A 12490-nucleotide genomic window follows, 5' to 3' on the forward strand; every position below is an offset into this window, starting at 1 on the left:
GCTATTTGCTTACTCCACCTCATCGGGTATTCGACCAAACGCAATTTTTTTCATCGGTTGGCGATAGTTATGACCTGGTCACCGACACAGTACGGAAAGTTCGAAGCCGAGCGCAATCGGCCGATCCGTGATTTGCTGGCCCAATTGCCCGTTGCGAACGTGGCACGCATTGCGGATCTCGGCTGCGGTCCGGGTAACTCAACGGAACTACTCATCGAGCAATTTCCCAACGCGACGGTCATCGGCATGGATAATTCCTCCGACATGCTGACGGCAGCGCGGCAACGGTTGCCCGGTATTCGCTTCGAGGCCAGCGACATCGCTGCCTGGCAAGATGCAGGACCGTTCGACCTGCTGTTTGCCAACGCGGCGCTGCAGTGGGTGCCCAGCCATGAGACTTTGTTGCCGTTCCTCTTTCAGAAACTGGCAACGGCGGGAACGCTCGCCGTGCAAATCCCTGACAATTTGGATGAGCCGGCCCATCGTCTGATGCGGGAAGTAGCCGCGGCTGGCCCATGGGCTGAAAAGTGGCGAGCAGCCACGCAAGATCGCGAGGCGCGTCATTCCGCCGAATGGTATTACCAGATGCTTTCTGGCTTGGGGGCTCGGGTGGATGTGTGGCGGACGATTTACCACCATCCGCTGCCGGGTGGCGTTGCCGCGATTGCGGAATGGTTCAAGGGATCTGGCTTGCGGCCGTTCTTGCAGCCGCTCGATGAAACCGAGAAAGCCGAGTTCCTCACTCGTTACATCGCCGCGCTCGGGCAGGAATATTCAGAGCTGAATGGCGGAGTTGTTTTGCTCCCGTTTCCGCGGCTCTTCTTTGTCGCAACGCGGCTTGCTTAGCAGCTGGCGCCTATTTTTTCTGTCGCGCGACCATCGCCTCGACCCACACGGGCACGAAGGGTGGCGTGCAACCCTTCGACACCGGCCAATCGCGATACAAACCGATCTTCTCGCCGATAGCGATTGCCCGTGGGCGGAGCTCAGCATCGTGAATGCCAATCGCGCCGAGTGTGTTGTTCATGGTCCACTGCACGACGGGATCGGCTTTGAGCATTTCCTTTTCGATGCGATCGAGGAGCTTGGAACAGTCGAGATCCTCGGCCCCTTTGTTCACGCGACTCGCCGTGAAGTGCCAACCCGCGCGGGCGGCCCAGCGATCTTTCTCCTTGGGCTTTTGCCACTTCACGCGGAGGGCTTCTTTCTCCGGATGCTCGGCGACGACGTAGGAGTTCAGCCAATCGGCGACTTGCGCGCAGGTGGTAGAGCGCGTCAGCTTGTCGACTTCGTCAGCAGTCAGCGACGCGGGCTTGATGAGTTGCGTGGCCAGCAACTGGGCATCCACGTTGCCGGTATCCCAAAGCTCGAGCGCGAGTTGCTGATCGGCTTTGGTTTTCTTGGCGAGCGTGCGAATATCACCGAGTTTTACGCCGAATTGATTGTCGGGCGCGCCGGCCTTGGCGTTGTGTTTTCGCCGCACTTCGTTGCCGAGGGTCTTTAGTTGGGCGAGGATTTCTTTGACGTTCATCCGCTGAAGTGTGCCACGGTTCCATTCAGCGTGAAAGTAGGTGCCGGGCGACTTCATTCAGCTACTTTGGGAGATTCCATCAGCGGCTTTTTTGCTGGTAGCGAGCAAGCCGAAGTGCAGCGGCCCGTGAGTCGCAAGCGATTGCGCGCGAAAACTCGATATCCAAGATCGAGCATTTGCGAAACACCGGGCCAACGGCTCAGCCATACCAGCGGACCAAAACCGACTGCGGCATACATTCGCCGAAACACCTCGACACCCTGCACCCAAGTTCCATCCGGCAGGCGACCATGCATTTGGGCCATCAGTTCGTCGTGAGTCTTGCCAGGCTCCGAATTGAGAAAGGCAGGAGCATCGATATCGGTGAAGCGGATCCGGCCCTTGCGATCCCAACGTTTGAGCAGGTTGACTTCGCGCAAGCAGAGTGGGCAACCCCCGTCGAAAAAGACTTCAATCGCAAACGGCTGCGGAAGTTCCTGATTTACTGCGGTCTCCATTTTCCTACCCAGATCGTTGCCTATTCACGAAGAACAATGACTCTTCCTCATCTTAACCGCAACGTCATTTCGCAGTTAACGGGCTCGTTTGCCGTGCAGAACTAGGCTTCACTGGCAGGCTTTTTCCAGATCAGCCGTTCAATCCAATGGCCCTTCCACATCCACAGGCCCGTGATGAGCAACACCGGCATGAAGAAGTATTGAAAGATCGGGCGATAGGGCTCGGTGTCAGCCGATGCGCTATAGACGAGACCGATCAGCGGCAGGCCGAAGATGATGTGAACCCAACGGAGGATGATGCGTTTCATGATGTAGATCAGCTGGTAGATGGAGAATGTAACCAGAGAATTGTTACGAGGGTTTGGCGACCACTTCGGAGAGTGTCTTGAGCATCTTTGCCCAGCCGTACTCGGCGCCCTTGAAAGCGTGCTCGCCGAATGGATGACTCAAGTCGAAGCCGGAATGCTCAAACAGAATTCGCGTGCCTTGGCCGTCTCTTTCGAGTTGAAAGCTGACGTGCGTGTTTTCGACGGGAGCGCCCGCCGACCACGAGAACGCGAGGTGACCGCCGGTGCTATCGCGCGGCGGGTCGCATTCCAGTACTTCGCAGCGGACGGTGAGTCCCTCAAAGTTGAGCTTGGGATTGGCCGGCACGCGGAACGTGAAGTGGTGCCCCACGCGCGGCTCAAAGTCGTTGGGAAACATCCACTCGGCCAGCGTTTCGCTGTCGGTGATGGCGAGCCAGACTTGCTCGCGCGCCTGTGGCACTTGCATTTCGCGGCGAATGGAATTGGTCATGTTCGATCCTCAGTGCTTGTTCTTTTTCGCAAGTAGTTTCTGCAGTCGAGCCAGGCGATCGTCCCAGAACCGCTCGTACTGCGCGATCCATTCCTTCACCACGGCGAGGCGCTCGGGCAAAAAGTGGTAACGACGCTCACGGCCGTGGCGTTCTTCAGTGACCAGGCCGGCATCGAGCAGGATCCGCAAGTGCTGCGAAACGGCAGGGCGACTCATTTCAAAGTGCCCGGCCAGCGCGTTGACGTTGTGATCTTCTTTCGCGAGCAAATCGAGCATCTGCCGCCGCGCCGGATGGCTAATGGCGGCAAAAATATCCGGTTCGGGCTCGGTAGTGGTACGCGACATGGCCTTACTATACGTAAGTAAATGCTTACCAGTCAAGCCCGCCCGTTTTCGCCGGGATGAGGTACACTTACGGTGAATTCTTTTCTGCTCTGCCAAGTCGAAAGGTTCTGCATGAAATTCGCAGTACTCCTCTCCGCCTGCTTGCTCGTTACCACGCTGGCGAATGCCGCCGAACTCGATCGCACAATCTTGCCGATTCCGGCGCCGCCGGTTGTCCCGATCACGACGCTCGACGCTCGCAATGCCGCGGCCCCGCCGCGGTTTCAAGTGACGGCGCCCAAGGGTGCTCCGAACATCGTCATCGTGCTGATCGACGACATCGGCTTCGGCCACAGCAGCGCGTTTGGCGGACCGATCCGCATGCCGACGCTCGAGAAGCTCGCAGGTGGCGGGCTCAAGTACAACCGCTTTCATACGACCGCACTCTGCAGTCCCACTCGCGTCGCGCTTCTCACCGGCCACAACCATCACGCTAACAACGCCGGAGCGATTATGGAACTAGCAACTGCTTTCCCCGGCAACACCGGCGTGCGGCCGAAAGAAATTACCACGCTCGCCGAAATCCTCCGGCAAAACGGCTATAGCACGGCGGCCTTCGGCAAGTATCACGAAACGCCGCCGTGGGAAGTTTCGGTTTCGGGCCCTTACGATCGCTGGCCAACTGGCTCCGGCTTCGACAAGTTTTATGGCTTCATTGGCGGCGAAACCAATCAATGGGCGCCGGCCGTCTTTGACGGTGTGACGCGTGTCGAAACGCCGAAGCGCGACGACTATCACTTCACCGTCGACATGACCGACAAAGCGGTGCAGTGGGTCAGCGCGCAGCAATCCCTGACGCCCGACAAGCCGTTCTACATGTACTTCGCGACTGGCGCAACGCACGCACCGCATCACGCGCCGGCCGATTGGATCGCCAAATACAAAGGGGAATTCAAACAAGGCTGGGATCAACTGCGCGAGGAATCGTTCGCGCGGCAGAAGAAGCTCGGTGTCGTTCCGGCCAATGCTAAACTCACACCGCGGCCGAAAGAGATTCCGGCCTGGGCCGATATGAGCGCGAAGCAGAAACAACTCTTCGAGCGGCAGATGGAAACGTTCGCCGGTTTCGCCGCGCACACCGATCACGAAGTGGGACGCCTGGTTGATCAACTCGATAAGATCGGCGCGCTCGAGAACACGCTGCTCTTCTATGTCGTCGGCGACAACGGCTCGAGCGCCGAAGGTGGCCCGGAGGGAACTTACAACGAAATGATGGCCCTCAATGGCATCCAGGGAAAAGCCGAGCAGATGCTCGATCACATTGATGATTGGGGGAGCCCGAAAACTTTCCCGCATTTTGCCATCGGTTGGGCTTGGGCGGGCAACACGCCGTTTCAGTGGACCAAGCAAGTCGCGAGTCACTTTGGCGGCACGCGCAACGGCATGGTCGTGCATTGGCCGAAGGGAATTGCAGCGAAGGGGGAAGTTCGCAGCCAATTTCATCACGTGGTCGACATCGCGCCGACCGCGCTCGAAGCCGCCAAGATTCCGCATCCGCAGCAAGTAAACGGCGTGAAGCAACGGCCGATGGACGGCGTTTCAATGCTCTATTCGACCACCGACGCCAAGGCGGCCGAGCGGCGGACGACGCAGTACTTTGAAATGTTCGGCAACCGCGGCATCTATCACGAGGGTTGGGTCGCGTGCACGCGACATTCAATTCCTTGGCTGCTCACCAAATTGCCGCCGCTGCAGGACGACACTTGGGAGCTGTACAACGTCGACGAGGACTTCTCCGAGGCCAACAATCTGGCCGCAACGAATCCCGAGAAGCTGAAGGAGTTGCAGGCCGTCTTTCTAAAGGAAGCGGTTCGCAATCACGTGCTGCCGATCGACGACCGCCGCTCGGAGCGCTTTGATCCACGCATCGCTGGCCGGCCCGATCTACTCAACGGGCGCAAGTCACTCACGGTCTATCCCGGTATGACGGGCATGATGGAAAACGCCTTCATCAATGTGAAAGGTGTCCATCACACGGTGACAGCCGAAGTCGAGCTGAAGGACGACAAGACGAGTGGCGTGATCATCGCGCAGGCCGGTTACTTTGGCGGCTGGACAGTTTATTTCAAGGAAGGCAAACCGCATCACGAATACAACTGGTTCGCGATCGAGCGCACGAACATTGCTGGCGATACGGCGCTCGCGCCGGGCAAACATACGATCGGTTACGAGTTCATTCCCGATGCAGCCAGGCCAGGAACAGGCGGCAAATCGATCTTGAGCGTCGATGGCAAGCCGGTCGCCGAAGCGAAGATCCCCAAGACCCAGCCGTTTGCTTTTTCCGCCGATGAAGGGGCCGACGTGGGACTCGATTCGGAAACGAATGTCTCGCCCGACTACAAACAGCACGACAATGCGTTCACGGGGAAAATTATCAAAGTTACTGTCGAGCAAAAATAGACGTCGGCGCGTTTGCTAATTCAAAATCGAGCAGCCACCGTTTATTCTCCATGCCGCCGCCATAACCGGTCAACTTGCCATCGCTGGCGATCACGCGATGGCAAGGAACGATGATGGAAATCGGGTTCCGGCCGTTGGCAGCACCCACGGCGCGCGTGGCTGTCGGTTGACCGACGCGGCGGGCCATCTCGGCGTAACTGATCGTCACGCCGAAGGGAATTTTCCACAGCTCTTGCCAGACACGTTGCTGAAACGGCGTGCCGACGAATCGGAACGGCAGGTCGAACTCTTGTCGCTCACCGGCAAAATATTCCGTTAGCTGCTCGCGGGCTGCAGCGAGCACGTCATCGTTGCGCTGGCAACCACTGGGCAAACCTTTCCAATGCTTGTGAGCGGGCATGTAGAGGCCCAGCAGGGATTTCTGATCGCCCACGAGAGTGATTTCGCCGACTGGTGACTCGAACTGGCTGTAAAACGTTTCCAAAGCTGGCATTCCCGAAAAACATGTCGAAACGGAGTCCGCTCAATCGACTAACTGGCGACGCTGCAATTATATCCCTTTGACTTCGCGGGGCACGCCATGCAAAAGATTACTCCGTTCCTCTGGTTCGACGGCCGGGCCGAAGAGGCAATGAATTTCTACGTCTCGATTTTTCCGAATTCGAAAATCGGCGCCGTCAGCCGCTACGGCGAGCACGGGCCGGGGCCGAAAGGGACGGTGATGGCGGCGACGTTTGAGCTTGAGGGGCAACAGTTTCACGCGCTCAACGGCGGGCCGATGTACAAGTTCACGCCGGCGATTTCGTTCTTCGTCAGTTGTGAGACGCAGCCCGAGGTCGACGAGTTGTGGGACAAACTCGTCGCTGGCGGCCGACCCGACCGCTGCGGTTGGCTGCAGGATAAGTTTGGTTTGAGCTGGCAGATCATACCTCGGGTGCTGGGCGAATACCTCAGCAGTCCCGATCCGAAAAAAGCCGGCCAGGTCATGCAGGCGATGCTGGGGATGGTTAAGCTCGACATTCAAAAACTGAAGGATGCCTATGCCAGCTAAAGTGAAACCCGTCGCAAAACTCGCCAAGCCGACGACCTTCGATGAATGCCTGGCTCGGTTTACTGCCGAGCAGCAGGCAGCCCTTGGGAAACTCCGGCAAGCGATTCGTGCTGCAGCCCCGGCGGCGGTAGAAGGAGTCAGCTACGGCCTGGCCGCGTTTCGTCTGAACGGTAAGCCACTGGTTGCAATCGGCGCGACTAGCAACCATTGCGCGTTCTATCTGATGAGCAACTCGACTGTGGGCGAACACGAGGAGTTGCTTACAAGCTACGACACGAGCCCGGGAACGATTCGTTTTGAACCCGGTTCGCCGTTGCCGTCGGCGCTAGTGAAGAAGCTGGTGAAAGCGAGGATTGTGGAGAACGAACAACTTATCGAAGCGAGGAAGCCAGCCAAGAAAACTGCCAAGCCATCGAAGGCTAAGAGCACGACAGTGAATTACGACGTCGCAAAAGTGCTGGCCGAATTGAAAAAGCTTTCGGCAGAGAAATATCGGCAGGGGATGGAGCGGTTTGCGATTCCCAACGACAACGCGCTCGGAGTGCCGGTGGGCGAAATGCGGAAGCTCGCGAAGAAGATCGGCCGCGATCACGAACTATCGCTAGAACTCTGGAAGTCCAAGGTATACGAAGCGCGGATGATGGCTGCCTTCGTCGGCGAGCCGGAAAAAGTTACCGCGAAGCAAATGGAATCGTGGTGCAAAACATTCGATAGCTGGGCCATTGTCGACACGGTTTGTTTTGCCCTCTTCGATCGCGCGCCGGAGGCTTGGACGAAGGTCAACGAATGGGCCACGCGCAAGGAAGAGTTCGTCAAACGGGCTGCCTTTGCGTTGCTCGCCAGCCTGGTGTTGCATGTCAAGCACTTGGATGACGAGCACTTTGCGGCCGGTCTGCAACTCATCGAGAATGCCGCGGAAGACGAGCGGAACTTCGTGAAGAAGGGCGTGAACTGGGCCCTGCGCACGATCGGCAAAAGGAACAAAACGCTGCACGCCGCAGCCATGGCCGTCGCGAAGAAACTTGGTGACAGCGACAACGCGACCGCGCGCTGGATCGGCAAAGATGCCATCCGCGATCTCAACAGCCCTGCCACCAAACGCCGTTTGGCAAAATGACCCATTGTCGCCTTTCGCTCCGCGAAAGGAAGCATTTTTAGCCCGTCGAGCCCAACCCCGCCGCGAGCGAATTCACGGTGAGGAGCAACTGCGTGAGGAGCGGCTCGGCCTTTGCCGTTTCGCCGGCGTTGTTCAGTGCTCGCCATTCGCGCAGCAGCGTGATCTGCTGTCGATGGAGCGTTCGCAAGCCGTCGCGACGGAGTTGCTGCATCGCGAACCAGTTGGGCCGCCGTTCATCGAGCGGACCGCCGTAGAGTTCTTCGAGAGCGTGCAACGTTCGTTCGTACTCGGTCATGATCAGCTTCATCACACTGTTGCGAACGTTTTCATCCTGCACCAGCCCGGCGTATTCGCGGATCACGTCGAGATCGACAGTGGCGATGCTGGTAGCCGCATTGCTCATGGCGTAATGCAGCGGCGCCCAGGTAAGCAGGTGATGTTTCACGCCGGCGAATTCTTCAGGATGCTCTCGCCGGAGCGTTTCGAGCGCGGTGCCAACACCATACCAACCGCTGATGAAGAACCGGGCCTGCCCCCAGCTGAAGACCCACGGAATCGCCCGCAGATCGGCCAGCGATGGCTTGCCGGTGCGGCGCGCGGGGCGCGAACCAATGCGGCTGTGCTCGAGCACATCGACGGGGGTGGCTTCGCGGAAAAAACTGAAAAAGCCCGGCGATTCGAGCAGTCCTTCGTACGTCTGCCGGCTGACCGCGGCGATTTTGTCCATCGTCGCTTCGAGCGGATGATCCGGATCTGGCGCATACCAATCGAGCAGCGACGCCCGCGTGGTGCCGGCGAGGAGGAGTTCCAATTGATAGACGGCGGTGATCTTGTTCGCGTAGTTTTGCGAAATCGTTTCACCTTGCTCCGTCATCCGCAGATCGCCCGACAGTGCATCGTGCGGCAACGCTTTCAGGAAGCGGTGCGTCGGACCAGCGCCGCGGCTGATCGTGCCACCGCGGCCGTGGAAGAAGCGAGTGCGGACTTTGTGCTTCTTTCCGGTCTCGGTCAAGCGAAGCTGAGCGCGATACAGATTCCACAAGCTGGCGAGAATGCCGCCGTCTTTGTTGCTGTCGCTGTAGCCGATCATGATCTGCTGAACCATGTCGGGCTGGCCGCTTTGTTCGCGTTGAAATTCGAGGCTGCGGCGCACGAGCGGGTGCTGCAGCAGCGCTTCGTAAATGGCGGGGCTTCGTTCGAGATCTTCGATCGTTTCGAACAGTGGCACGACCGGTAGCGGCATCACTGGGCCGGTTGGCGAGGGCTTGAGCAGACCGACTTCGCGGGCAAAGAGATACACGACGAGCAAATCGGACAAACTGCGCGTCATGCTGATGATGAGCGCACCAATGCCATCCGTGCCGTGCAGGCGGATCTCTTCGACGACGACTCGCAAGCTGCCGAGCACAGCTTCGGCTTGTGGACCGAGCTCGGAATCAGGCCGAGTAAATGGCCGCGGCGATTCGAGCTCTCGGCAGAGAAACTCCAACCGCTTCTCTTCGTTCCACTCGTGAAAATCGGAGTCAGGAATGCCCGCCGCGATAAGCAACTGCGAAACGGCCAGGTCGTGAAACCGGCTGTTCTGGCGAACATCGAGGACCGCGAGATGAAACCCAAACGACTGAGCACTGCGAATCACCGGCTCGACCACGAGATCGGCAATCGCCCGCGCACCGCTGGAAAGGAGCGCTTCGTACAACAAGTCGAGGTCTTCGCGCAGTTCGGCAGAACGGCGATAGAGATACTCCGCCGGCTTCGCGGGCAATACATCCGGCGGCATGCGGAGTTGCATCAAATTGCAGAACTGTCGATAGGGCTCCTCGGGATTGCGTTTCACGGCGGCATGCCCCGCATCGCCCAATCGCTCGGCGTATTGCTGCACACGAGCTTCGAATGACGGCGGCGCTTGCCGCAGTGCGCGCGAGATGCTCACACGGCGACCGAGATCGTTGACTTGAAAGCGCAGCAACTTCAACGCCGCGGCGCGCAGCTCGGTTAGCGACTGCTTCGTCACATCGGCGGTCACCAGCGGATGGCCGTCGCGATCGCCGCCAATCCAAGTGCCGAACGAGAGTCGCGGCAGACTGTAAGGCGAGTCGAGTAGTTCGAGCGGGTAGCCCGCGTCTTCCCACGCTTGCCGAATGCGCACATCGAGGAGCGGCAGCACGTCGGGAAAGACGTTCTTCAAATAGTGCAGAATGTTGCGGCGTTCCGACTCGATGTCGGGCTTCTGCAAGTAGATTTCGCCGGTCAGCCAAAGCGTGGTGAGCACGGCTTTGATTTGTTCGCGGGCCTGCTTCTGTTCGAACGGCGTGCGCGATTGATTTTCGAGTTCGACGAGGAGCAAGTACAACCGCCGATGCTGCTCGAGCACCGACTGACGCTTGGCTTCGGTAGGGTGGGCCGTGAGGACGAGCTCGACTTTCATCTGCGGCAGGGCTGCCGTGATTTGCTCCGTGGTCACGCCGCGGTTTTGCAAATCGTCGAACGATTGCCGCCACAACGCTCGCGGCGCGATCAGGCCCTCGTGCGTTTCCAACCCGCGGCGAGCCTGAGCGGCGGCGTTTTCCTCGACCATCGTCAGGAGCTGAAACGCGATCGAATAGGCTTGCACCAGGCGGACCGGTGGATGCAAACCGACGGGCTCGTGCGGCTGATGGGGCGTTCCGCTCCACGGCAGCAGTCGGGCGAGCTCGGCGTCGCCCGCTTCGGCGAGAACCTCGCGAAAGCAGCCCATCAAGAAACGAAGATCGCGTTCGACTTTAGTCGAATCAACGGCGAGCAGGCCGGCTAAATACACGGCGGATTTCCTTCCACTTCGAATGAATTGAGCAAACTCGACCGCCCAGACGAGTTGGCAATCATCCTAATCGAAGAGGCCGTTTGGCAGAACGGGCGGGACGATGAAAATTGCGCAAGGGAGAGTTGACACAACCCGCAGAGTCAGCCCCGGCGATCCAGCAATGGCAATCAGGCCAAATAGTCGAGCATTTGAACACCCGGCTTGGCCGGACGGGTGCGAGGCTTAGTCCGCTTCGTCTTGGATCAAATCATTCTCAGAGAATGGTTGGCCATAGGGCAGTGCAATGCCGTGCTCGTGCAGCACTTCTTGATAGTGCAGAATTCGACGGATGAGCATGTTGTTCAACTCTTCGATGTGCTCGACCATGCTCTCGCTGACAGAATTTCCGACGACAGCCAGTTTTGCCAATCGGCGAACGTCTTCGTACAGCCGCGACAGTGAATCGCCTTGAATGACGCAGCCCGGATAGTTGCGACCGGGTGGTTTAATGATCGCGTAGTTTGAATCCCTTGCGTAAACTTCCAGCGTTTCGTGGAACATTCGATACTCCATTTATCAACCGGTCATAGCGCGAGACCTACTTGCACTTCGGCCCCTCACCCCGACTCTCCCCCGGGAGTACCAAGGAGAGAGAGTTTCCTTGTTGCTAAACCAACAGCAATTCCTACGTAATGTGCGCGCCCTGCGTTTCCACATACACCGCATATAGCGATGTGCTGCCGGTCATGAAGAGGCGGTTGCGTTTCGTGCCGCCGAAGCAGACATTGCTGCAGATTTCCGGCAGCAAGATCTGGCCGATCCGCACGCCGTCGGGTGCGAAGCAATGCACGCCGTCGTAACCGGCGCCGACCCAGCCTGCACTGGCCCAGATGTTGCCGTCGATATCGCAGCGGATGCCGTCGGCCATGCCGGCCTTTTCTTCAACCTTGCCGTTGGCGTCTTTCACCATCAGCTTCATCGAGGCAAACTCGCGACCCTTGACGAGTTTGTTGTCGACGATGTCCCACACCTTGATGTGCTTTTGGGCTTCCTTGTAATGCGATGCGCCGGTGTCGGCGATGTAGATCTTCTTGTAGTCCGGCGAAAAGCACAGGCCGTTCGGCTTGTAGATTTCGTCGGTCAGTTTTTCGACGCGGAGGGTGCGGGCATCAATGCGATAGACGGCTTCCTTTAGTTGCAGGTCGCCTTTGTTCCCTTCGTAATTCATCAGGCTGCCGTAGCCCGGATCGGTAAACCAGATCGAGCCGTCGCCGGGATGAACGACGGCGTCATTCGGGGCGTTGAACGGCTTGCCTTCGAACTTGTCGGCGAGCACCGTGAGCTTGCCGTTGTATTCATAACGCACGACGCGGCGATTGCCATGCTCGCACGAAATCTGTCGCCCTTCGACGTCGAACGTGTTGCCGTTGCTATTGCCAACCGGGCTGCGAAACTTGCTCACGTGGCCATCTTCTTCGAGCCAGCGATATTGCAAGTTGTTAGGAATGTCGCTCCACAACAGATACTTGCCCACGCCGTTCCAAGCCGGCCCTTCGGCCCAGAGCATGTCATTGTTGTGATACAGCCGCTGAATCGGCGTATTGCCGAGCGCGTACTTCTTGAAGCGATCGTCGAGCACCAGGATGTCCGGATCGGGATAACGCACCGGTGCCGCGCCAGGGCTGAAATCGCGCTCGGCGAAGGCGTTGCTGGTGATCGCAGCGGCGGTGACACCCGCGGCTGCGGAAAGGAACGAACGGCGATTCAAAGGTTGGCTCATCGGAGAGGATTCCCAAAGGTGAGAGGCCAGAAATGCTCGCTACAGCTTAGTCAGTGACGAGTGCCGGAAACAACTTTGACCCGGCAATTTTCGCGTGCCCGTGCCGAACATGTTGTGCTGGCGACTGTCTATTCAGCTGCGCACAATACG

General features: G+C 58.5%; 13 protein-coding genes. 4 read left to right on the top strand and 9 right to left on the bottom strand.

Going from position 1 to position 12490, the window contains the following annotated elements:
- Positions 1-69: 69 nt before the first annotated feature.
- Positions 70-846 carry a trans-aconitate 2-methyltransferase gene (tam, locus tag M9Q49_RS21380; protein ID WP_254510869.1) on the top strand — a complete coding sequence of 259 codons (777 nt, stop codon included), beginning with the start codon at positions 70-72 and terminating at the stop codon, positions 844-846.
- Between the two features lie 10 nt (positions 847-856).
- Here the strand turns inward: tam and M9Q49_RS21385 are convergent, their stop codons facing one another.
- The 5 genes from M9Q49_RS21385 to M9Q49_RS21405 form a co-directional block, all read right to left on the bottom strand.
- Positions 857-1588 carry a DNA alkylation repair protein gene (locus M9Q49_RS21385; protein WP_254510870.1) on the bottom strand — a complete coding sequence of 244 codons (732 nt, stop codon included), beginning with the start codon at positions 1586-1588 and terminating at the stop codon, positions 857-859.
- The gene (locus tag M9Q49_RS21390) at positions 1585-2028 is read right to left on the bottom strand and encodes a thiol-disulfide oxidoreductase DCC family protein (protein ID WP_254510871.1); all 444 of its coding nucleotides are present in this window, start codon (positions 2026-2028) and stop codon (positions 1585-1587) included. Before M9Q49_RS21390 ends, M9Q49_RS21385 begins: the two co-directional genes overlap by 4 nt.
- A 101-nt stretch (positions 2029-2129) precedes the next feature.
- The gene (locus M9Q49_RS21395) at positions 2130-2336 is read right to left on the bottom strand and encodes a hypothetical protein (RefSeq protein ID WP_254510872.1); all 207 of its coding nucleotides are present in this window, start codon (positions 2334-2336) and stop codon (positions 2130-2132) included.
- A gap of 43 nt (positions 2337-2379) precedes the next feature.
- The gene (locus tag M9Q49_RS21400; RefSeq protein ID WP_254510873.1) at positions 2380-2826 is read right to left on the bottom strand and encodes an SRPBCC family protein; all 447 of its coding nucleotides are present in this window, start codon (positions 2824-2826) and stop codon (positions 2380-2382) included.
- A gap of 9 nt (positions 2827-2835) precedes the next feature.
- Complete coding sequence (locus M9Q49_RS21405) at positions 2836-3171, bottom strand: ArsR/SmtB family transcription factor (RefSeq protein WP_254510874.1); 336 nt, start codon at positions 3169-3171, stop codon at positions 2836-2838.
- A 111-nt stretch (positions 3172-3282) separates the two neighbouring features.
- Here M9Q49_RS21405 and M9Q49_RS21410 point away from each other — a divergent pair, with 111 nt between their 5' ends.
- Positions 3283-5610, top strand: coding sequence for an arylsulfatase (locus M9Q49_RS21410; RefSeq protein ID WP_254510875.1), 2328 nt, complete (start codon positions 3283-3285; stop codon positions 5608-5610).
- Here M9Q49_RS21410 and M9Q49_RS21415 read toward each other — a convergent pair.
- On the bottom strand, positions 5591-6103 hold the full coding sequence (locus tag M9Q49_RS21415; RefSeq protein ID WP_254510876.1) for a methylated-DNA--[protein]-cysteine S-methyltransferase: 513 nt from the start codon (positions 6101-6103) through the stop codon (positions 5591-5593). The genes M9Q49_RS21410 and M9Q49_RS21415 overlap by 20 nt on opposite strands.
- Before the next feature lie 87 nt (positions 6104-6190).
- On the opposite strand from M9Q49_RS21415, the gene M9Q49_RS21420 reads away from it, so the two are divergent.
- Entirely contained in the window at positions 6191-6661 is a 471-nt protein-coding gene (locus M9Q49_RS21420) for a VOC family protein (RefSeq protein WP_254510877.1), read from the top strand.
- Entirely contained in the window at positions 6651-7778 is a 1128-nt protein-coding gene (locus M9Q49_RS21425) for a DNA alkylation repair protein (protein ID WP_254510878.1), read from the top strand. Before M9Q49_RS21420 ends, M9Q49_RS21425 begins: the two co-directional genes overlap by 11 nt.
- Positions 7779-7815: 37 nt before the next feature.
- On the opposite strand, the gene M9Q49_RS21430 is transcribed toward M9Q49_RS21425, so the two are convergent.
- The 3 genes from M9Q49_RS21430 to M9Q49_RS21440 all read right to left on the bottom strand — a co-directional run bounded on the left by M9Q49_RS21430 (position 7816) and on the right by M9Q49_RS21440 (position 12340).
- Complete coding sequence (locus M9Q49_RS21430; RefSeq protein ID WP_254510879.1) at positions 7816-10578, bottom strand: phosphoenolpyruvate carboxylase; 2763 nt, start codon at positions 10576-10578, stop codon at positions 7816-7818.
- Positions 10579-10803: 225 nt separating this feature from the next.
- Positions 10804-11121, bottom strand: coding sequence for a DUF6959 family protein (locus M9Q49_RS21435; RefSeq protein WP_254510880.1), 318 nt, complete (start codon positions 11119-11121; stop codon positions 10804-10806).
- A gap of 124 nt (positions 11122-11245) precedes the next feature.
- A complete protein-coding gene (locus tag M9Q49_RS21440; protein ID WP_254510881.1) occupies positions 11246-12340 on the bottom strand; it encodes an SMP-30/gluconolactonase/LRE family protein in 1095 nt (364 codons plus the stop codon).
- Positions 12341-12490 lie beyond the last annotated feature (150 nt).

The sequence above is a fragment of the Anatilimnocola floriformis genome (assembly GCF_024256385.1).
GTDB lineage: Bacteria > Planctomycetota > Planctomycetia > Pirellulales > Pirellulaceae > Anatilimnocola > Anatilimnocola floriformis.